The organism is Sinomonas cellulolyticus (assembly GCF_014656475.1).
GTDB lineage: Bacteria > Actinomycetota > Actinomycetes > Actinomycetales > Micrococcaceae > Sinomonas > Sinomonas cellulolyticus.
The window spans coordinates 24370-44466 of sequence record NZ_BNCM01000004.1 but is presented as its reverse complement, the minus strand read 5'-3'; the positions used below and the strand labels follow the sequence as shown (position 1 = coordinate 44466).

Genomic DNA, 20097 nt, shown 5'->3' with positions numbered 1-20097 from the left:
TGGCCGAGCCACCATCATGGGTGTCAGCGACTCGACGATTGCGGTATGGATCATCTGCTGCTGGAGCTCGAGACACGCCGCGGCGTCGCCCGGACGCGTGACCTCCTCGCGGCGGGCATTACCGAAAGGACTATCCGAGCGGCGATCTCGAGGGGTCTGGTGATTCGTGCCGCGCGCGGCGTGATCGCTCTGCCGGGCGCGGATCCTCTTCTCGTCCGGGCCATCGCCACCGGCTCACTCCTGACCTGCGTGTCCGCGGTCACGAGCTACGGATTATGGCTCGTGCACGAGCCCGACAAGGTCCACATTCAACGCAAGGACGGGCGCTACACGTCGGAGCGTGCCGTGGTGCACCGGCGCACATGGGTGCCTGCAGAGCCCGGAAGCAATGTTGCCTCCCTGGCGGACGTGGTGCTGCACTGCCTCGAGTGCTTGCCCGAACTCGAGGCTCTCGTGGTCGTCGAATCCGCGATCCAGCGCGGGCTCTCCATCGACTTCCTCAAGAGCAGGCTCCCCGGACCCCGCAACGGGCGTGCCCGAGCTGTCCTGAATCTTGTAGACCGCGGAGCTGACTCGCTGGTTGAGACGCTTGCAAGGGAACTCATGCGCAGAGCTGGGCTCTACGTCGAGCCTCAGGTATACGTCCCGGGTGTCGGCTGGATGGACACCATCGTGGAGCGGTGCGTCAATGTCGAACTCGACGGCAAGACCCACGAGAAGCCCGCGAACCGGGCCAAGGACTATGCACGTGATGCCAGCGCACAGGCCCTCGGGTTCAGTGCCCTTCGCTTCAGCTACAGCGACGTGGTGCACCATCCCCAGCGCTTCCTAGCCCAGGTTGGTCGAGTAGTGCGCCGACGTCTCGCGCTCGGCGACCTCCCGGTCTACTGAGCTTGAGCACACGTAGGAAACTCCCCAGCCTTTCCCTTCAGGCTCATCGCGCCCAGAGCTGAGATTCGCGTGATCGCGTGGCCGGAAAGGCAAAGGTGGGGAGTCTCCGACGCGAAAGCTGGGGAGTTTCCGACGCCAGCAGCGGAGGCCCCGCCCGGCCCGGCCACCCGCCCCACCCGGCCGGCTCCCCAACCAGTCCCCCTACACCCCCGGGAACCGGTCCCAGCTGCCGGCCGGCGTCGTCACCGGCGTCGCCGAGCGGACCCCGTCCAAGATGGCCGCGCGCAGGGCGTTGGCCGCCGCGATCTGCACCGACATGAGCCCGACCACGCGCGCCGCGTCGGTAGAGCGGTCAAAGTCGATGCCCCCCGTGGACGCCCCGAACACCGTGTCCCCGTCAACCTGCGTGTGGCTTGGGTCGAGGGCCCTGGCCAGCCCAGCGTGCGCGGCGGTGGCGAGCCGCTGGCACTCGGCCGGGCTCAGCGCGGCATTGGTGGCCACCACCGCGATGGTGGTGTTGAGGTCGTCGCCGCGCATCGGCCCGAGGACACCGCCTGGCCAGTGCTCCTCGAGCACCTCGCCGCCGGCTCCGTCCAGCACGGGCATCCCGGCGGCATTGACCACGGCGAGCGCCCCCACCACGATCCCGTCGGGCAGCGAGACCTCCGGCGCCCCGGGTGGCCCCGGAACGGGGCCTCCGGGAAGCCGGACCGAGGCCATCCCCACCCCGCCCTTGTACCTGTTGCGGCCCAGCACGGCGCCGGTTCCGGCCCCGACGCAGCCGCGCGGACCGCCGTCGGGCGCGTCCTCGAGCCCCACGCACGCCGCGGCCGCCTCGAAGCCCATCGCCGCGTTGGGCCGTGCCGCGAAGCTGCCCCCGCGGCCGAGGTCGAAGATCACGGCGCCGGGCACGATCGGCACCACGCCGCCCAGCACCGGATAGCCCTGCCCCTGCGACTCCAGCCATTCCTGCACCCCGGACGCGGCCGCAAGGCCGTAGGCGCTCCCGCCGCAGAGCACGATCCCGTCCACGGTCTGGACGAGGGTGGAGGGATTGAGGGCGTCCGTGTCGATGGTCCCCGGACCCCCGCCGCGCACGTCGACCCCGCCAGTGCTGCCCGGCGGAAGCACGACGGCGGTGACTCCCGTGAGCCATCCGTCCTCCGTCCGCTGTGCATGCCCCACCCGGATACCGGGCACATCGAGAAGGGATCCCATGGGCACCATTCAAACCCGGCGCTGCGCCGCGCCTCAATGGTGTGGCGCAGGCCACTGCCTACACTAACCAAATGTGAACTCTTGGATACGGGCGGTGGAATTCCTCGAATGATGCCCCCGATTCCGGCCTGCGGGGCACGAGCCTCGTGGTCCACTACTCGGGGGCCCTCTGTCACGACCTACCACTTCTTGAAGGAAAACGCTTGTCAATGTCCCACCCCCCTTGCAGGATTCATGCATGAGCGAGACGACAATGGAGCGTCGCAAGGGCGCCGCCACGCCACGAGGAGGGCGCCGGAAGTTCTCGGGCCGCACTCGCCGCGAATTCTTCATCTTCCTCGCGTTCGCCCTTCCGAACCTCGTGCTCATCGCGGTCTTCATCTACCGGCCGCTGTTCGCGAACCTCCAGTACTCGTTCCTCGACTGGACGCTCGGCTCGAAGACCGCGCAGAACATCGGCTTCGAGAACTACGCGACGTTCTTCGGCAGTGACGACGCCCCGCGCGTCCTGGGCACCACGGCGGTCTTCACGGTCCTCACCGTGGGCCTCTCGATGGTCCTGGGGCTTCTGGTTGCCCTGGCGCTCAACGCGAAGGTCAGGGGCACCACGTTCGCGCGCTCCGCCGTGTTCGCCCCCTACGTCCTCTCCGGCGTTGGCGTCGGCCTCGTGTGGATGTTCATCTTCGACCCGGGCTACGGGGTCCTCGCCTGGTTCCTGCGCGGAGTCGGTGTGGCGAGCCCGCAGTGGTTCAACGATCCGCAGCTCGCGCTGACCATGGTGATCATCGTCTACGTATGGAAGAACCTCGGCTACTGCGCCGTGGTGTACCTCGCGGGGCTGCAGTCCCTCCCACCGGACGTCATGGAGGCCGCGTCGCTCGACGGCGCGGGTGCGGGCCGCCGCTTCCTGAGCATCAGCCTGCCGCTCCTCTCCCCCACGACGTTCTTCCTCCTCATCACCACGATCCTGTCGAGCCTGCAGGCCTTCGACCTCATCAGGATCATGACCCCGCTCGGCAACGGCACCAGCACGCTGATCTACGAGGCCTACATGCAGGCCTTCGGCTCGTACAACCGTGCCGGGTACTCGGCGGCGATCTCGGTGATCCTGTTCGTGATCCTGCTCGTGGTCACGGTCGTCCAGATCCGCTTCGTCGAGAGGAAGGTGCACTACGCATGACAGCCCCCGCACCCCTCACCGTCACCGAGACGGCGGGCGCTCCCGAACGGCCCCGCCCGTTCTCCTCCCAGAACCTGGTCCGGACGATCGCCGGCGGCTACGTGCCGCTCATCGTCGCGACCCTCATCGTGGCCCTGCCGCTGCTGTGGATGGTCCTGAGCTCCTTCAAGACGCCCGGGGAGATCGTGACGACGGAGCTGAAGCTCCTGCCGCAGTCAGTCAGCCTCGACAACTACAGCACCGCGATGACCACCGTCCCGTTCGCCCGGTTCTTCCTCAACTCGACGATCGTCACGGCGGTGGGCGCCATCGTGAAGGTCACGCTCGCGATCATGACGGCCTACGCGCTCGTGTTCGTGCGGTTCCCGTTCAAGAACATCATCTTCATCCTCATCCTCGTGGCCCTCATGGTGCCCTCGCAGGTCTCGATCCTGCCCAACTACGTGCTCATCGCGAGCATCGGCGGGAAGAACACACTCTGGGGCATCATCCTCCCGGGCCTCGGCACCGCGTTCGGCACCTTCCTGCTGCGGCAGCACTTCATGACCCTGCCGGCCTCCATCCTCGAGGCGGCTGAGATCGACGGGGCAGGCCACTGGAAGCGCCTCTGGAGCATCGTGGTCCCCGTGTCCGTGCCGTCCATCGCCACCGTGGCGCTCGTGACCATCGTGTCCGAGTGGAACGACTACATCTGGCCGCTCATCATCACCGACAAGCCGGAGGTCATGACGCTCCCCGTGGGGCTCACGCTCCTGCAGAACTCCGAGAGCGGCACGGGCTCGTGGGGCATCCTCATGGCCGGAGCCGTGCTCGTGATCGTGCCCGTCCTCATCGTCTTCGCGATGCTCCAGCGCTACATCGTGGCCGGCCTCACCCAGGGCTCCGTCACCGGGTAGCGCACCACACCCCAAAAGCACCCAGCACCCCAACGAAAGGCACCCACCATGTCATTCCGACTCGACCGCCGACATTTCCTGGCCCTCGCCGGAGCGGGGACAAGCGCCGCGGCGCTCGCCGCGTGCGGCGGACCCGACACGTCCGGCGGCAGCGCCACGTCGGCGGCGGCTGACATCGACTTCAAGGACGTCAAGCCGGCCGGCAGCATCGACTTCTGGTCGAACCACCCGGGCAAGTCCGAGGACATCGAGAAGGAGCTCGTGGCGAAGTTCCAGGCCGCGAACCCGGGCATCAAGGTCAACCTCGTCACCGCGGGCTCGAACTACGAGGAGATCGCCCAGAAGTTCCAGACGGCGCAGGCCGCGAACTCGGGGCTCCCCGGCGTGGTGGTGCTCTCCGACGTGTGGTGGTTCCGCTACTACCTCAACGGCAACATCATCCCGATGGACTCCGTGAACAAGCAGCTCGGCGTCAACCTGGCCGTCTACCGCGACTCCCTCGTGCAGGACTACCAGTACGCGAACAAGCAGTGGGCCATGCCGTATGCGCGTTCCACGCCGCTGTTCTACTACAACAAGGACCACTTCAAGGCCGCGGGGCTGCCTGACCGCGCACCGACCACCTGGGCCGAATTCGGGGAGTGGGCTCCCAAGCTCAAGGCCGCCTCGGGGGCGCAGTACGCCTACATGTACCCCGCTCTCGCGGACTACGCGGGCTGGACCCTGCAGAACAACCTGTGGGGCTGGGGCTCCGGCTGGTCCAAGGGCTGGGACATCACGTGCGACTCGGACGACGCCGTGGCCGCGATGCAGTGGGTCCAGGACTCGGTGTACAAGGACAAGTGGGCGGGCGTGTCCTCGAAGGACTCCTCGGCCGACTTCGGCGGCGGGATCACCTCGGCGACGATCTCCTCGACCGGCTCCCTCGTGGGCGTGCTGAAGACCGCCAAGTTCAACGTGGGCGTGGGCTTCCTCCCGGGCGGCCCCAAGGCCACCAAGCCCGTCTGCCCCACCGGCGGCGCGGGCCTCGGCATCCCGTCCGGCATTTCCAAGGAGCAGCAGCTGGCCGCGGCGATGTTCATCAAGTTCGTGGGCCAGCCGGAGAACGCCGCGGCCTTCTCGGGCGCCACCGGCTACATGCCGGTCAACAAGTCCGCCGACATGACGGCCGTCCTGGCCAAGACCCCGCAGATCCAGACTGCGATCGACCAGCTCGCGGTCACCAAGGTCCAGGACAACGCCCGCGTGTTCCTGCCCGGCGCCGACCAGGAGATGGCCAAGTCGGTGGCGAAGATCGTCACCCAGCAGGCCGAGGTCAAGGCGACGATGTCGGACCTGAAGAAGACGCTCCAGGGGATCTACGACAAGGACGTCAAGCCGAAGCTGAAGTCCTAGTTCCGACCGCACCATCGCATGACGACGGCGCCGCTCCCCGGCTGGGGAACGGCGCCGTCGCTCGTGGTGGACGGACCGAGGGGTCAGATCCGGACTACGAGCTTGCCGCGCACGTGGCCTCCCTCGAGGGTCCGATACGCCTCGGCGGTCTGGGCGAGATCGAACACCTCGGCGACCTCGACCCTCAGCCGTCCATCGGCGGCGAGCTGGGCCAGCTCAGCCAGCTGGAGCGGGTCGGGGCGGACCCAGACGTACTGGCCGCCGTAGAGGTCGCGGGCGCGGGTGTCCGTGACCGAGGCGACCATGCCGCCGTCGCGCAGCAGCTGTGGCACGGTGTCCAGCGCGCCGTTGCCCACGAAGTCGAGGATCACATCGAAGCCCTCCGGGGCGAGCCCGCGGGCGGCCTGCACGAGCCGGTCGCCGTACTCCACCGGTTCCGCCCCCAGGGAGCGGAGGTACTCGTGGTTGCCCTCCGAGGCCGTCCCCACCACTCTGGCACCGGCCAGGCGGGCGAGCTGCACCGCGTAGGAGCCCACGCCTCCAGCCGCTGCATGGATGAGCACCGTCTGCCCCGGCGAGACGCGTGCGCGACGCACGGTCTGGAGCGCGGTGAGCCCCGTCAGCGGGAGGGCCGCGGCGTCCTCGAAGCTCAGCGTCGGCGGCTTCAGGGCGAGGGTCCGCACGGGCACCTCGACGAACTCGGCGAGCGTGCCACCGGAGATGACATCCTTGCGGGCGTAGGCGAGCACCTCGTCCCCCTCGGAGAGCTCAGGGGTGTCGAGTCCCGGCTTCACGACCACGCCAGCCACATCCCAGCCGGGGACCGCCGGGAACACCGTGTCGATGACACCCTTCAGATAGCCCTCGCGGGCCTTGTAGTCCACGGGGTTCAGGCTCGCCGCCTTGACCTGGACGAGCACCGAATCGGAGCCCGGGTGCGGGGTGGGAAGGTCCTTCAGCTCGAGGACGTCAGCGGATCCGAAGCGTTCGTATGCAATGGCCTTCATACCTGTGGCGAACACGGCGCAGGCCGGAGGCATTCCCCGGGCGGGTCAGCCCGCGGGGATCGGGACCGGGGTCACGCCGAGCGGCACGAGCTCGGAGGCTCCTCCGTCCTCGGCCGTGAGGACCCAGATCCCGCCGGAGTGGCGCGCCACCGAGTGCTCCCACTGGGAGGCATGGGCGCCGTCCGTGGTCACGACAGTCCACTCGTCGTCCAGTGTCTTCGTGTCGATCGAGCCCCGCACGAGCATGGGCTCGATCGCCAGCGCCATGCCGGGCTTGATCTTCGGCCCGCGGTGCCCGGTCCGGTAGTTGAGCACGTCCGGGGCCATGTGCATGGCAGAGCCGATGCCGTGGCCCACGTAGTCCTCGAGGATGCCGAGCGGCGCGCCCTCCTGAGCGCTGACGAAGTCGTCGATCGCATCGCCGATGTCCCCGACGAACGATCCCTTCGCGAACGCGGCGATGCCCCGCCACATCGCCTGGCGCGTGATCTCGGAGAGCCTGACGTCCTCCGGGTCGCCCTCGCCCACGATGACGGTGCGCGCCGAGTCCGCGTTCCAGCCGCGCACGATGCAGCCGCCGTCGATTGAGACGATGTCCCCCTCCGCGAGCTTCCGGGGGCCGGGGATGCCGTGGACCACCTCGTCATTGACGGAGACGCAGATGTGCTTCGGGTAGCCGTAGTAGCCGAGGAAGTTGTACTGGGCGCCCGCCGCGTCGACGACCTCGGCGAAAGCGGCGTCGACTTCATCCGTAGAGACGCCGGGCACGGCGGCGGCCACCGCCGCGTCCAGCGCGCGGCTCAGCAGGACGCCTGCCTCCGCCATGATCCGCAGCTGCCCGTTGTTCTTGTACTCGATCTTCCGCTGGCTGCCCACAGCCGTCCTTCCTCGTTCCGATCCCCACAGTGGCGAGGCGCCGCCCGCGGGACATACCCTCGGACGGCGCCACGCGTCGTCGTGCCTGAATCCCCTGCCCTACGAGGCGGACTTGACCGACTCGATCGCGGCCAGCACCCGCTCGGTGACCTCATCGATCGCGCCGATGCCGTCCACGCGGGTCAGGGTGCCGCGGTCCGCGTACTGGGACACGACCGCCTCGGTCTGCGTGTGGTACAGGTCGAGCCGGTGGCGGATCACGGCCTCCGTGTCGTCGCTGCGGCCCGTCTCCTTGGCGCGGTTCAGCAGGCGCGCCACGAGCTCGTCGTCGTCGGCGGTGAGCTGCAGCACCACGTCGAGCTGCTGCCCGTTCTCGGCCAGGACCCCGTCGAGGTACTCCACCTGCGCGACCGTGCGGGGGTAGCCGTCCAGGAGGAAGCCGTTGGACGCGTCGTCCTCGGAGAGACGGTCGCGGACCATCTTGTTCGTCACCGAGTCCGGCACGAAGTCGCCGGCGTCCATGTACTTCTTGGCCTCGATGCCGAGCGGCGTCTGCTCCTTGACGTTGTAGCGGAAGATGTCTCCCGTGGAGATCGCCACGATGCCGAGGCGCTCTGAGATCCGTTCCGCCTGGGTGCCCTTGCCGGAACCGGGCGGGCCAATAAGGAGCATTCTCGTCATCGCAGTAGTCCTTCGTAGTGTCGCTGTTGGAGCTGCGCATCGATCTGCTTGACCGTCTCCAGGCCCACGCCCACCACGATCAGGATCGAAGTGCCGCCGAACGGGAAGTTCTGGTTGGCACTGACGAGCACGAGGGCGATGAGGGGGATGAGAGCCACGATGCCGAGGTACAGGGACCCCGGAAGGGTGATGCGCGAGAGTACGTACTGCAGATAGTCCGCAGTGGGCCGGCCGGCACGGATGCCGGGGATGAACCCGCCGTACTTCTTCATGTTGTCGGAGACCTCTTCAGGGTTGAAGGTGATCGCGACATAGAAGTAGGTGAAGAAGATGATCAGGAGGAAGTACGCGACCATGTAGACCGGGTGGTCACCGCGCGTGAAGTTGTTGTTGATCCACTCGACCCAGGGCGCCGGCGCCGAGCCGTCGTGCGGCGTGTTGAACTGCGCGACGAGGGCCGGCAGGTACAGCATCGACGAGGCGAAGATGACCGGGATGACGCCCGCCATGTTCACCTTGATCGGAATGTACGTGCTCGTCCCGCCCACCGTGCGGCGGCCGATCATGCGCTTCGCGTACTGCACCGGCACACGCCGCTGCGACTGCTCCACGAAGATGACCAGCGCCATCGTGATGAGGCCGATCACGAGCACGATGAAGAACGTGCCCGGGCCCTTCGACGTCCAGATCGCGCCGAGCGAGGAGGGGAACTGCGCGGCGATCGAGGTGAAGATCAGCAGCGACATGCCGTTGCCGATCCCCTTCTCGGTCACGAGCTCGCCGAGCCACATGATGAGGCCCGTGCCCGCCGTGAGGGTGATGACCACAAGGATCGTCGCGATGATCGACGTGTCCGGGATGATCGGCAGCTGGCAGTTGGGGAACAGCTGGCCCGAGCGGACCAGCGAGACGAGCGTGGTCGCGTTCAGCAAGCCCAGCGCTATGGTGAGGTAGCGGGTGTACTGCGTGAGCTTCGTCTGCCCGGACTGGCCCTCGTCATACAGTTCCTGGAACCGCGGAATGACCACGCGGAGCAGCTGCACGATGATGCTCGCCGTGATGTACGGCATGATGCCCAGGGCGAAGACCGAGACCTGGAGCAGCGCCCCGCCCGAGAACAGGTTGAGCATCTGGTAGATGCCCGTCTGCTCGCCCTGCACCTGCGGGGAGAGGCACGTCTTGACGTTGTGGTAGTCCACGCCCGGGCTGGGGATGAATGCTCCCAGCCGGAAAATGGCGATGATCGCCAGCGTGAACAGCAGCTTGCGCCGCAGGTCGGGCGTCCGGAATGCCCGGCCGATCGCAGAAAGCACGCTTCTCCTCCCCCGTGTCGAGGAATGTCGAGTCGTCGCTCCGAGACACGGGTCAGTGCTTCGGAGATGAAGGTCTAGCTCTTGAGTTTAGCGCACACAGGGGTGCGCTCCGGCGCGAGGGGCCACGGACAGCGTCGAGCGCCCCTCCCCCGCGGCCGCCGTGGCGCCGCGACGCGAGAGGGCCCCGGCCGCCGTCGTGCGTGATGCACGACGACGGCCGGGGCCCTTGCGCTGTCAGCACCCGCAGGTGCCCACGCGCCTCATCAGAGGACGGTCGTGGACCCACCCGCGGCGGCGATCTTCTCCGAGGCGGACGCCGAGAAGGCGTGCGCCGTGACATCCACCTTGACGGTGATGTCGCCGGAGCCGAGGACCTTGACCGGCTCGTTCTTGCGAACGGCGCCCTTGGCCACGAGATCCTCCACCGACACGGAGCCGCCCTCGGGGAACAGCTCCTCGAGGCGGTCCAGGTTCACGACCTGGTACTCGACCCGGAACGGGTTCTTGAAGCCGCGCAGCTTCGGCAGGCGCATGTGCAGCGGGAGCTGCCCACCGGCGAAGCCGGCGCGGACCTGGTAGCGGGCCTTGGTGCCCTTGGTGCCACGGCCAGCGGTCTTGCCCTTGGAGCCCTCGCCACGGCCCACGCGGGTCTTGGCGGTCTTGGCGCCGGCGGCAGGACGCAGGTGGTGGACCTTGAGAGCGGTCGACTTCTCAGTCTCGTTCTTCTCTGCCATTACTTCGCCTCCTCAACCTTCACGAGGTGCGGAACCGTGTTGATCATGCCGACCGTCACGGCGTCGGCCTTGCGGGTGACCGTGTGGCCAATCCGCTTGAGGCCGAGCGAGCGGAGCGTCTCGCGGTGGTTCTGCTTGGCGCCGATGACGCCCTTGATCTGAGTGATCTCCAACGTGGCGTCGGAGGGAGCCAGGTTCTTCGCCATGACTCATGCACCTGCCTTCGTGTTCATCAGGTTCCGCACGAGGGCAGCCGGAGCCACCTCGTCCAGAGCCAGGCCACGGCGGGCGGCCACGGCCTGCGGCTCCTCGAGGTTCTTCAGCGCCTGAACCGTCGCGTGGACGATGTTGATGGCGTTGGAGGACCCGAGGGACTTGGACAGGACGTCGTGGATGCCCACGCACTCGAGGACGGCGCGCACCGGACCGCCGGCGATCACACCGGTACCCGGGGCGGCCGGACGGAGCAGGACCACACCAGCGGCGGCCTCGCCCTGCACGAGGTGCGGGACGGTGGTGCCGACGCGGGGCACGCGGAAGAAGGACTTCTTGGCCTCCTCCACGCCCTTGGCGATGGCCGCGGGGACCTCCTTGGCCTTGCCGTAGCCGACGCCGACCATGCCGTTGCCGTCACCCACCACCACGAGGGCGGTGAAGCTGAAGCGACGGCCGCCCTTGACGACCTTGGCAACGCGGTTGATGGTCACCACGCGCTCGATGAACTGGTTCTTCTCGGCGTCACGGTCGCGGTTGTCGCGGCCGCCACGGCCACCGCGATCGCCACGGCCCTGACCGCGGCCCTCGCCCCGGCGGCCGCCGCGGCGGTCCTCGGTGGCGGGAGCGGTCTCAGCAGCCTGGGCTGCGTTCTGCTCGGTCACGTTAACCTTCTCTGCGTTTGCGTTCTCTGCGGTCACAGGGCCAGCCCACCTTCACGTGCGCCGTCCGCGATCGCAGCCACGCGGCCGTGGTACTTGTTGCCACCACGGTCGAACACGACGGCCTCGATGCCGGCGGCCTTCGCACGCTCGGCGATGAGCTCGCCGACGCGCTTGGCCTTGGCGGTCTTGTCGCCATCGAAGGAGCGCAGATCGGCCTCGAGGGTCGAGGCGGAGACCAGCGTGATGCCCTTGGCGTCGTCGACGACCTGGACGAACACGTGGCGCGAGGAGCGGTTCACCACGAGACGGGGACGCTCGGCAGAGCCGACGACCTTCTTGCGGAGGCGGAAGTGACGGCGAGCCCGAGCCTGCTGCTTGGACTTGGCGACGCGCTTCTTGTTGATGCCCAGAGCCATGGTTACTTACCAGCCTTTCCGACCTTGCGGCGGACAACCTCGCCGGCGTACCGGATGCCCTTGCCCTTGTACGGGTCGGGCTTGCGCAGCTTGCGGATGTTGGCAGCCACCTCGCCCACCTGCTGCTTGTTGATGCCGGCGACCGAGAACTTCGTGGGGTTCTCGACCGTGAACGTGATGCCCTCGGGGGCCTCGACGTTCACCGGGTGGGAGAAGCCGAGCGCGAACTCGAGGTTCGAGCCCTTGGCCTGCACGCGGTAACCGGTGCCGACGATCTCGAGCTTCTTCTCGTAGCCGTTCGTCACGCCCTCGATCATGTTCGCGATCAGGGTGCGGGTCAGGCCGTGCAGCGAGCGCGAGAGGCGCTCGTCGTTGGGGCGCGTCACCGAGAGGGTGGCGTCGTCGAGCGAGACCTCGATGGGGCTGGCCACAGTGTGGCTCAGCTCGCCCTTGGAGCCCTTCACGGTCACCACGGAGCCGTCGATCTTGACCTCGACGCCGGCCGGGACGGTGATGGGGAGACGTCCAATGCGGGACATATCTTCTTCCTTCCTTCCCTTACCAGACGTACGCGAGGACTTCGCCGCCCACGCCCTTCTTGGCGGCCTGACGGTCGGTCAGGAGCCCAGAAGAGGTAGACAGGATGGCGATGCCGAGGCCGCCCAGCACGTGCGGGAGGTTCGTGGACTTCGCGTACACGCGGAGGCCCGGCTTGGAGATGCGGCGGACACCGGCGATCGAACGCTCGCGGTTGGGTCCGAACTTGAGGTCCAGGGTCAGCTTCTTGCCAACCTCGGCGTCCTCTTCCTTGTAGCCGGCGATGTAGCCCTCGGCCTTCAGGATGTCAGCAACCCGGACCTTGAGCTTCGACGACGGCATGGTCACCGAGTCGTGGTAGGCCGAGTTGGCGTTGCGCAGACGCGTCAGCATGTCTGCGACGGGATCAGTCATAGTCATTGTGGGCTCATGCCCTTCCTCGTGCCGGTTTCCGCTGGGAGCGTGCGGTCGGAGCCGCAGATCCCAGTGGACCTTTCACGTAGTGATTCAGTCTTCGTTCTTGAACGGGAAGCCGAGGTGCTTCAGAAGCGCACGGCCCTCGTCGTCGGTCTTCGCGGTCGTGACAACCGTGATGTCCATGCCGCGGAGGCGATCGATCTTGTCCTGGTCGATCTCGTGGAACATCACCTGCTCGGTCAGGCCGAACGTGTAGTTGCCGTTGCCGTCGAACTGCTTGCCCGAGAGGCCGCGGAAGTCGCGGATACGGGGCAGGGCGAGCGTGACGAGGCGGTCCACGAACTCCCACATGCGGTCGCCGCGGAGCGTCGCGAAGGCGCCGATGGGCATGCCCTCACGGAGCTTGAACTGGGCGATCGACTTGCGGGCCTTCGTGACCTGCGGCTTCTGGCCCGTGATGAGGGTCAGGTCGCGCACAGCGCCCTCGATGAGCTTGGAGTCCTTCGCGGCGTCGCCGACGCCCATGTTGACGACAACCTTGACCAGGCGCGGGACCTGGTTGACGTTCTCGTACTTGAACTCCTCCTGGAGGGCGGACTTGATGGTCTCGGCGTACTTCGTCTTGAGACGAGGGACGACCTTCACCGGAGTCTCGACAGTCTCAGTCATCAGATGTCCTTCCCGGTGGCCTTGGAGTAGCGGACGCGCACAGTCTTCTTCACGCCGTCCTTCTCCACGGTTTCCACACGGAAGCCGACGCGGGTCGGCTTCTTGGTCTCGGGGTCCACGAGGGCCACGTTCGAGATGTGGATCGGAGCCTCGACCTGCTCGATGCCGCCGGTCTTGGTGCCGCGCTGCGACTGGCCCACCTTGGTGTGCTTGGTCACGCGGTTGATGCCCTCGACGAGGACGCGGTTCTCAGCGACGAACACCTTCAGGACCTTGCCCTGCTTGCCCTTGTCGCCACCCTTGTCCTGCTTGGTGCCGGTGATGACCTGGACGAGGTCGCCCTTCTTGATCTTTGCGCCCATGAGTCAGAGCACCTCCGGAGCCAGCGAGACGATCTTCATGAACTTCTTGTCGCGCAGCTCGCGGCCCACCGGGCCGAAGATGCGCGTGCCACGGGGATCGCCGTCGTTCTTGAGGATGACGGCTGCGTTCTCATCGAACTTGATGTAGGAGCCGTCCGCGCGGCGGCGCTCCTTCTTGGTGCGGACGACGACGGCCTTGACCACGTCGCCCTTCTTGACGTTGCCGCCAGGGATCGCGTCCTTGACGGTGGCGACGATGACGTCGCCGATGCCTGCGTAGCGGCGGCCGGATCCACCGAGAACGCGGATGGTCAGGATTTCCTTCGCACCCGTGTTGTCGGCGACCTTGAGCCGCGACTCCTGCTGAATCACTTCTACTCCTTACGTCTCGCCGGTTCTCGCACTGCGGTGACGCTGCAGGCGAGCCTTGCGGAACGGTTGATGGGGCGTCTCTCGACCCGCCTGGATGTGGCCAGAACGGGCCTGAATCACCGTGCCGGACGCATGTGTCCCCTTCCTGCCCGAGGACAGCGCCGGGGCGCTCCCCTTCGGCAGAAGGGCATTATGCGGTGGCACGATGGTTCACGAGGTTTGTGACGGCATGGCAAAGCCAGCCGTACAAGCTCAATATCGTACCACGGGGCGCGTGTCCACCCCGAATCCCTTGGGCCACGCCCGGGCGGCCGAGCCGGCACGCGCACGACGCCGCCGGGCTGGCCCGCACGAGGCGCGCACCCGCCGTCGTCCGCGCACGCCGCGCAAAAGCCGCCTTCTCGCCGTGTAGCGCTCCCGTCGCCGGCTCACCGGCGAAAAGCCGCCTTCTCGCCGCCGCGCCAGATCCGCAAGTCCGGGTGCCAGAGTGCGCACGCACCGCGACCGCTAGATCGCAATGGCAGCACTCAGCTTCGGGCGAAGGCCGCCTTCAATAAGCCGAGCCCTCAGAAGAGCGGGGCGTTCGAGTTCGGCCCACGTCCACCGCAGCACGGGCCGACCGGATGCGAGGAGCCGATTCTCCCTCCGCTTCTCGCGCCGGATCACGGCCATCGCGTCTTCCCCCGGATGCAGCGCGGCATTGAAGTACTTCCCCCAGCCATCGAACTCGCCCACGCGCTCGAGGTTGAGTTCCGGCGCCACCTCGAGACCGGGCGGCCATGTGAAGTCGGTCCGCCCGATGAATCCGGCTGCATCGGAGTGCTCCACTTGAAGCAACGGCTCCTGAAACCCGAACAGCAGCATGATCGCCCTGCTCACCGACTCCCCCGGCGACTCGGCTCCGACTCGTGCCAGCCTCGCGGTGGTCTCGACCCGCCGCCGATGTGTGTCGTACTGGAGGTTGTCGATGGCTGAGGTAATCGGTGCCCTATCAAGTAACGGAACGCTCGGCTCCCGCCGCAGCAGTCCGTCCGCCACGGTGAGCGCCCGCGCGAACTTGCCGTGGATCAGGGTCTCCACCAGGGCCACCTCTGGTGCGACCGTGAGGTGTCCATCGGTGTCCACCGGATCTATAGAGGCGTGAAAGTGCCGTCGTACCGGCACGGAAGGAACCGACCGCGCTCGACGTGCCATGTCCGTCGAGCCGCGAACGTCGAAGGGCGAGGATGAAACGCCCAACCTGGACCGCGACGTCGTCGCCACATCGATTGTGGTCGGCGCCTTAACCACCGGAATTCCGTCGAGGAAGAGTGCCGTCTCGCCGCAGAAGACGGCTCCCGGGTTCGCCCACGCAAACGCTTCGAGTGTCAGGCGGAAACGAGCCACGTCGTCCAGCGCGACCCATTGCTCTGTCGGGTAGTAGCTACCGCGTCGAATCCGGACAAGGTCTCCGGCCGCAAAGGGCCGGCGCGGGTCGTATTCGCGCGACAGCGCACCGGAGATCGGGTCAACGGGATGTGCTCGAGGATCGCCCATGCCACCATCCTCCGGACATCGAGGACCATCGTGCACCCTGCGGGCCCTCCATGTGGATACCCGGGATGATCGCCCGGAGGCGCTGCTCTCCCGCCCAGGTGCCAGCCGACGCGGTGCCGGCCGCCCCCAGCGCCAGCCTCCCCGGTGCCGACCGCAGATCGCGGCGAAAGCGCGGCTTCTCGCCCTCAAGCCGGCGAAACGCAGGCTACCCGGCGAAAAGGCGGCTTCTCGCCCCGGACCCCGCACCGCCCCGGAACGGCGGAAGGCCCGCTCCCTCGCGTCGAGGGGACGGGCCTTCCGGCACAGTGCGGGAACCGCGAGGTGGCCTACTTGGCCTTCTCGAGGATCTCGACGAGGCGCCACCGCTTGGTGGCGGACAGCGGACGGGTCTCCGCGATGAGAACCAGGTCGCCGATGCCGGCGGTGTTGTTCTCGTCGTGGGCCTTGCGCTTCTCGGTACGGCGGATGACCTTGCCGTACAGCGAGTGCTTCACGCGGTCCTCGACCTCGACCACGATCGTCTTGTCCATCTTGTCGGACACGACGTAGCCGCGGGCGGTCTTGCGGTAGCCGCGCTGCGGGGCAGCGTTCTCCGTCACGTTCATCTCTTCGCTCACTTGGCGTCCTCCTCGGCAGCCCCAGCCGACTCAGTCTCAGCCGACTCAGCCTTGGCAGCCTTCTTAGCCGCCTTCTTCGAATCCTTCGTCTCGACGACCGCGGGGGTCGCCTCGGCACGGATGCCGAGCTCGCGCTCGCGCAGGATCGTGTAGATGCGGGCGATGTCCTTCTTGACCGCGCGGAGGCGGCCGTGGTTCTCGAGCTGGCCGGTGGCCGACTGGAAGCGCAGGTTGAACAGCTCTTCCTTGGCCTTCTTGAGCTCCTCGAAGAGGCGCTCGTTGTCCAGCTGGTCGAGCTTCTCAGCCGTCAGGTCCTTCGAACCGACTGCCATTCTCATTCACCACCTTCGCGGCGCACGATGCGCGCCTTCAACGGGAGCTTGTGGATGGCGAGGCGCAGGGCCTCGCGGGCCACCTCGTCAGAGACACCGGAGAGCTCGAAGAGCACGCGGCCGGGCTTGACGTTGGCGATCCACCACTCCGGAGAACCCTTACCGGAACCCATGCGGGTCTCGGCAGGCTTCTTGGTCAGCGGACGGTCAGGGTAGATGTTGATCCACACCTTGCCGCCACGCTTGATGTGACGGGTCATCGCGATACGAGCGGACTCGATCTGGCGGTTGGTCACGTACGCCGGCGTGAGGGCCTGGATGCCGTACTCGCCGAAGGTGACCTTGGTGCCACCGGTGGCAGCGCCGGAACGACCCGGGTGGTGCTGCTTGCGGTGCTTCACACGACGCGGGATAAGCATTTAAGCCTCTCCTCCTTCTGCTGCCGGAGCAGCTGCCTCGGCGGCCGGAGCAGACTCGGCCGCGGGAGCGGACTGAGCCTGGCGATCGCCAGACGGACGACGACGGCGCTCGCCACCGGCGCGGCCGGGACGGTCGCCGCGGTCGCCACGGCCACGGGACGGAGCGGCGGCCGCCTGGGCCGCGAGCTCCTTGGAGGTCACATCGCCCTTGTAGATCCAGACCTTCACGCCGATGCGGCCGAAGGTGGTCTTGGCCTCGTAGAAGCCGTAGTCGATGTTCGCGCGGAGCGTGTGCAGCGGCACACGGCCCTCGCGGTAGAACTCCGAGCGGGACATCTCGGCGCCGCCGAGGCGGCCCGAGCAGGCGATGCGGATGCCCTTGGCGCCGGCGCGCTGCGCCGACTGCATGGCCTTCTTCATGGCACGGCGGAACGCGACGCGGCTCGAAAGCTGCTCCGCGACGCCCTGGGCGACGAGCTGGGCCTCGATCTCGGGGTTCTTCACCTCGAGGATGTTCAGCTGGACCTGCTTGCCGGTGAGCTTCTCGAGCTCGCCGCGGATGCGGTCCGCCTCGGCGCCGCGGCGGCCGATGACGATACCCGGACGGGCCGTGTGGATGTCCACGCGGACGCGGTCACGGGTGCGCTCGATCTCGACCTTGGCGATGCCGGCGCGCTCCATGCCGTTGGTCATGAGCTGGCGGATCTTGACGTCCTCGCGGACGAAGTCCTTGTAGCGCTGACCCGGCTTGCTGCTGTCGGCAAACCAGTGCGAGACGTGGTCGGTGGTGATGCCGAGTCGGAACCCGGTCGGGTTGACCTTCTGTCCCATTTAGCGGGCCTCCTCGTTCTCGGGCGTCGCGACGACCACAGTGATGTGGCTGGTTCGCTTGTTGATGCGGTACGCGCGGCCCTGGGCACGCGGCTGGAACCGCTTCATGGTCGGACCCTCGTCGACGAACGCCTCAGAGATGTAGAGGTCGCTCTCGTCGAACGCGACGCCGTCGCGGTCGGCGAGGACACGGGCGTTGGCCACCGCCGAGGCGAGGACCTTGTACACCGGCTCCGAAGCCGCCTGCGGGGCGAACTTCAGGATCGCCAGAGCCTCATTCGCCTGCTTGCCACGAACAAGGTTGACGACGCGCCGGGCCTTCATCGGCGTTACGCGGATGTGGCGCGCAATTGCCTTGGCTTCCATTGCTATCCTTCTCTTTCTCAGAGCTCAGCGCTGCTGCTGCCTTGCGGCAGGATCAGCGGCGCTTGCCCTTCTTGTCGTCCTTCACGTGGCCGCGGAAAGTCCGCGTCGGGGCGAATTCGCCGAGCTTGTGCCCGACCATCGACTCGGTGACGAAGACCGGGATGTGCTTGCGCCCGTCGTGCACGGCGATCGTGTGCCCGAGCATGTCGGGGATGATCATCGAGCGGCGGGACCAGGTCTTGATGACGTTCTTGGTGCCCTTGTCGTTTTCCTTGGCGACCTTCACAAAGAGGTGCTGGTCAACGAAAGGACCCTTCTTCAGGCTGCGTGGCATGTGTCCAGGCTCCTATCGCTTGTTCTTGCCAGTACGACGACGACGGACGATGAGCTTGTCGCTCGCCTTGTTCGGGCGGCGGGTGCGGCCCTCGGGCTTGCCGTTGGGGTTGACGGGGTGACGTCCACCGGACGTCTTGCCCTCGCCACCGCCGTGGGGGTGGTCAACAGGGTTCATCGCCACACCGCGGACGGTCGGGCGAACGCCCTTCCAGCGCATGCGGCCGGCCTTGCCCCAGTTGATGTTGGACTGCTCGGCGTTGCCGACCTCGCCGACCGTCGCGCGGCAGCGGACGTCGACGTTGCGGACCTCACCGGACGGGAGGCGGAGCTGGGCGTACTTGCCCTCCTTCGCCACCAGCTGGATGGAGGCGCCGGCCGAGCGGGCCATCTTCGCGCCGCCACCGGGGCGGAGCTCGACGGCGTGGACGACGGTGCCGACCGGGATGTTGCGCAGCGGCAGGTTGTTGCCGGGCTTGATGTCGGCGTCCGGACCGGACTCGACGATGTCGCCCTGGGACAGCTTGTTCGGCGCGATGATGTAGCGCTTGGTGCCGTCCACGAAGTGCAGCAGCGCGATGCGCGCGGTGCGGTTGGGGTCGTACTCGATGTGCGCGACCTTGGCGTTGACGCCGTCCTTGTCGTGGCGACGGAAGTCGATCAGACGGTACTGGCGCTTGTGTCCACCGCCCTTGTGGCGCGTGGTGATCTTGCCGGTGTTGTTGCGGCCGCCCTTCTTGGGGAGCGGACGAACCAGGGACTTCTCCGGCGTCGAGCGCGTGATCTCTGCGAAGTCGGCCACGCTCGAGCCGCGACGGCCCGGGGTGGTCGGCTTGTAGTTACGGATTGCCATTTACCTGTTCCTCGTTAAAGTGGTCTCCGCTCAGGCGAGCGGACCGCCGAAGATGTCGATCGTGCTGCCGTCCTTGAGAGTGACGATGGCACGCTTGGTGCTCTTGCGCTCGCCCCAGCCGAACTTGGTGCGCTTGCGCTTGCCGGGCCGGTTGAGCGTGTTGATCGAGTCGACCTTGACCGAGAAGATGCGCTCGATCGCGATCTTGATCTCGGTCTTGTTCGACCGGGGGTCCACCAGGAAGGTGTACTTGCCCTCGTCGATCAGGCCGTAGCTCTTCTCGGAGACGACGGGCGCGAGGATGACGTCGCGCGGGTCCTTATAGCTGGATGCGTTCACTTGGAAGCCTCCTCGTTCACAGTGCCCTGCGCCGTGGACTTGGAAGCCACGAACGCGTCGAACGCTGCCTTCGTGAAGACCACGTCGTCGGAGATGAGCACGTCGTACGTGTTGAGCTGGTCGGCGTAGATCGCGTGGACCTGGGTGAGGTTGCGGAGCGACAGGGCCCCGACCTCGTCGGCACGGTCGATCACGACGAGCAGGTTCTTGCGCTCGGAGACCGCGCGCAGCGCGGTCAGCGCGCCCTTCGTGCTCGGCTTGTCGCCGGCCACGAGGGACTCGAGGACGTGGATGCGGCCGTTGCGTGCCCGGTCCGACAGGGCGCCGCGGAGGGCGGCGGCCTTCATCTTCTTGGGGGTGCGCTGGCTGTAGTCGCGGGGGGTCGGCCCGTGCACAACGCCACCACCGGTCATGTGCGGCGCGCGGATCGAGCCCTGGCGGGCGCGGCCCGTGCCCTTCTGCTTGAACGGCTTGCGGCCGGCGCCGGACACCTCGCCGCGGGTCTTCACCTTGTGCGTGCCCTGGCGTGCAGCGGCCAGCTGGGCGACGACAACCTGGTGCAGCAGCGGCACGTTGGTCTGGACGTCGAAGATCTCGGCGGGGAGATCGACCTTGACAGTGTTAGCCAT

General features: G+C 67.3%; 28 protein-coding genes. 4 read left to right on the top strand and 24 right to left on the bottom strand.

Going from position 1 to position 20097, the window contains the following annotated elements; all coding sequences use genetic code 11:
* The first annotated feature begins 45 nt into the window (after window positions 1–45).
* Window positions 46–891 carry a type IV toxin-antitoxin system AbiEi family antitoxin domain-containing protein gene (locus tag IE231_RS06030; RefSeq protein WP_189693049.1) on the top strand — a complete coding sequence of 282 codons (846 nt, stop codon included), beginning with the start codon at window positions 46–48 and terminating at the stop codon, window positions 889–891.
* Window positions 892–1092: 201 nt separating this feature from the next.
* On the opposite strand, the gene IE231_RS06025 is transcribed toward IE231_RS06030, so the two are convergent.
* Window positions 1093–2109 carry a P1 family peptidase gene (locus IE231_RS06025; RefSeq protein ID WP_189693048.1) on the bottom strand — a complete coding sequence of 339 codons (1017 nt, stop codon included), beginning with the start codon at window positions 2107–2109 and terminating at the stop codon, window positions 1093–1095.
* Between the two features lie 253 nt (window positions 2110–2362).
* Here IE231_RS06025 and IE231_RS06020 point away from each other — a divergent pair, with 253 nt between their 5' ends.
* The 3 genes from IE231_RS06020 to IE231_RS06010 are packed head-to-tail and all read left to right on the top strand — an operon-like array spanning window position 2363 to window position 5580.
* Window positions 2363–3289 carry a carbohydrate ABC transporter permease gene (locus IE231_RS06020; RefSeq protein ID WP_374189423.1) on the top strand — a complete coding sequence of 309 codons (927 nt, stop codon included), beginning with the start codon at window positions 2363–2365 and terminating at the stop codon, window positions 3287–3289.
* Window positions 3286–4185, top strand: coding sequence for a carbohydrate ABC transporter permease (locus IE231_RS06015; RefSeq protein WP_189693046.1), 900 nt, complete (start codon window positions 3286–3288; stop codon window positions 4183–4185). Before IE231_RS06020 ends, IE231_RS06015 begins: the two co-directional genes overlap by 4 nt.
* 48 nt (window positions 4186–4233) lie before the next feature.
* Window positions 4234–5580: an ABC transporter substrate-binding protein gene (locus IE231_RS06010; protein ID WP_189693045.1), complete on the top strand. Its 1347-nt coding sequence runs from the start codon at window positions 4234–4236 to the stop codon at window positions 5578–5580.
* An 83-nt stretch (window positions 5581–5663) separates the two neighbouring features.
* Here the strand turns inward: IE231_RS06010 and IE231_RS06005 are convergent, their stop codons facing one another.
* From IE231_RS06005 to rplD, 23 genes are all read right to left on the bottom strand, one after another.
* On the bottom strand, window positions 5664–6587 hold the full coding sequence (locus IE231_RS06005; protein WP_189693044.1) for an NADP-dependent oxidoreductase: 924 nt from the start codon (window positions 6585–6587) through the stop codon (window positions 5664–5666).
* A 45-nt stretch (window positions 6588–6632) separates the two neighbouring features.
* Window positions 6633–7463 (bottom strand): type I methionyl aminopeptidase, encoded by an 831-nt coding sequence (gene map / locus IE231_RS06000; protein ID WP_189693043.1) that lies wholly within the window; start codon window positions 7461–7463, stop codon window positions 6633–6635.
* Between the two features lie 99 nt (window positions 7464–7562).
* Complete coding sequence (locus IE231_RS05995; protein ID WP_189693293.1) at window positions 7563–8135, bottom strand: adenylate kinase; 573 nt, start codon at window positions 8133–8135, stop codon at window positions 7563–7565.
* A 5-nt stretch (window positions 8136–8140) separates the two neighbouring features.
* Complete coding sequence (gene secY / locus IE231_RS05990) at window positions 8141–9457, bottom strand: preprotein translocase subunit SecY (protein ID WP_189693042.1); 1317 nt, start codon at window positions 9455–9457, stop codon at window positions 8141–8143.
* Between the two features lie 263 nt (window positions 9458–9720).
* The gene (gene rplO, locus IE231_RS05985) at window positions 9721–10191 is read right to left on the bottom strand and encodes a 50S ribosomal protein L15 (RefSeq protein ID WP_189693041.1); all 471 of its coding nucleotides are present in this window, start codon (window positions 10189–10191) and stop codon (window positions 9721–9723) included.
* Window positions 10191–10397 (bottom strand): 50S ribosomal protein L30, encoded by a 207-nt coding sequence (rpmD, locus tag IE231_RS05980; RefSeq protein WP_189693040.1) that lies wholly within the window; start codon window positions 10395–10397, stop codon window positions 10191–10193. Before rpmD ends, rplO begins: the two co-directional genes overlap by 1 nt.
* A 3-nt stretch (window positions 10398–10400) precedes the next feature.
* A complete protein-coding gene (gene rpsE / locus IE231_RS05975; RefSeq protein WP_189693039.1) occupies window positions 10401–11069 on the bottom strand; it encodes a 30S ribosomal protein S5 in 669 nt (222 codons plus the stop codon).
* A 32-nt stretch (window positions 11070–11101) separates the two neighbouring features.
* Entirely contained in the window at window positions 11102–11485 is a 384-nt protein-coding gene (gene rplR, locus IE231_RS05970; RefSeq protein WP_189693038.1) for a 50S ribosomal protein L18, read from the bottom strand.
* Between the two features lie 2 nt (window positions 11486–11487).
* Window positions 11488–12024, bottom strand: coding sequence for a 50S ribosomal protein L6 (gene rplF, locus IE231_RS05965; protein WP_189693037.1), 537 nt, complete (start codon window positions 12022–12024; stop codon window positions 11488–11490).
* A gap of 19 nt (window positions 12025–12043) precedes the next feature.
* Window positions 12044–12442: a 30S ribosomal protein S8 gene (gene rpsH, locus IE231_RS05960; RefSeq protein ID WP_189693036.1), complete on the bottom strand. Its 399-nt coding sequence runs from the start codon at window positions 12440–12442 to the stop codon at window positions 12044–12046.
* A gap of 87 nt (window positions 12443–12529) precedes the next feature.
* The gene (rplE, locus tag IE231_RS05955; protein WP_189693035.1) at window positions 12530–13108 is read right to left on the bottom strand and encodes a 50S ribosomal protein L5; all 579 of its coding nucleotides are present in this window, start codon (window positions 13106–13108) and stop codon (window positions 12530–12532) included.
* Window positions 13108–13470 carry a 50S ribosomal protein L24 gene (rplX, locus tag IE231_RS05950; protein WP_189693034.1) on the bottom strand — a complete coding sequence of 121 codons (363 nt, stop codon included), beginning with the start codon at window positions 13468–13470 and terminating at the stop codon, window positions 13108–13110. Before rplX ends, rplE begins: the two co-directional genes overlap by 1 nt.
* Window positions 13471–13473: 3 nt before the next feature.
* Window positions 13474–13842: a 50S ribosomal protein L14 gene (rplN, locus tag IE231_RS05945; protein WP_043119386.1), complete on the bottom strand. Its 369-nt coding sequence runs from the start codon at window positions 13840–13842 to the stop codon at window positions 13474–13476.
* Between the two features lie 507 nt (window positions 13843–14349).
* Entirely contained in the window at window positions 14350–15378 is a 1029-nt protein-coding gene (locus IE231_RS05940) for a hypothetical protein (RefSeq protein WP_189693033.1), read from the bottom strand.
* Window positions 15379–15704: 326 nt separating this feature from the next.
* Window positions 15705–15983 (bottom strand): 30S ribosomal protein S17, encoded by a 279-nt coding sequence (rpsQ, locus tag IE231_RS05935; protein WP_189693292.1) that lies wholly within the window; start codon window positions 15981–15983, stop codon window positions 15705–15707.
* 8 nt (window positions 15984–15991) lie between these two features.
* On the bottom strand, window positions 15992–16327 hold the full coding sequence (gene rpmC / locus IE231_RS18460; RefSeq protein ID WP_189693032.1) for a 50S ribosomal protein L29: 336 nt from the start codon (window positions 16325–16327) through the stop codon (window positions 15992–15994).
* A gap of 2 nt (window positions 16328–16329) precedes the next feature.
* Window positions 16330–16746, bottom strand: a complete 417-nt coding sequence (rplP, locus tag IE231_RS05925) for a 50S ribosomal protein L16 (RefSeq protein ID WP_189693031.1) — start codon at window positions 16744–16746, stop codon at window positions 16330–16332.
* Window positions 16747–17577, bottom strand: a complete 831-nt coding sequence (gene rpsC / locus IE231_RS05920; protein WP_189693030.1) for a 30S ribosomal protein S3 — start codon at window positions 17575–17577, stop codon at window positions 16747–16749. It abuts the gene before it with no gap.
* A complete protein-coding gene (gene rplV / locus IE231_RS05915) occupies window positions 17578–17943 on the bottom strand; it encodes a 50S ribosomal protein L22 (RefSeq protein WP_189693029.1) in 366 nt (121 codons plus the stop codon).
* 52 nt (window positions 17944–17995) lie between these two features.
* Complete coding sequence (gene rpsS, locus IE231_RS05910; RefSeq protein ID WP_189693028.1) at window positions 17996–18277, bottom strand: 30S ribosomal protein S19; 282 nt, start codon at window positions 18275–18277, stop codon at window positions 17996–17998.
* A gap of 12 nt (window positions 18278–18289) precedes the next feature.
* Window positions 18290–19129 carry a 50S ribosomal protein L2 gene (gene rplB, locus IE231_RS05905; protein ID WP_189693027.1) on the bottom strand — a complete coding sequence of 280 codons (840 nt, stop codon included), beginning with the start codon at window positions 19127–19129 and terminating at the stop codon, window positions 18290–18292.
* 30 nt (window positions 19130–19159) lie between these two features.
* Window positions 19160–19468 carry a 50S ribosomal protein L23 gene (gene rplW / locus IE231_RS05900; protein WP_189693026.1) on the bottom strand — a complete coding sequence of 103 codons (309 nt, stop codon included), beginning with the start codon at window positions 19466–19468 and terminating at the stop codon, window positions 19160–19162.
* On the bottom strand, window positions 19465–20097 hold the full coding sequence (rplD, locus tag IE231_RS05895; RefSeq protein WP_189693025.1) for a 50S ribosomal protein L4: 633 nt from the start codon (window positions 20095–20097) through the stop codon (window positions 19465–19467). The genes rplW and rplD overlap by 4 nt, the downstream gene beginning before the upstream one ends.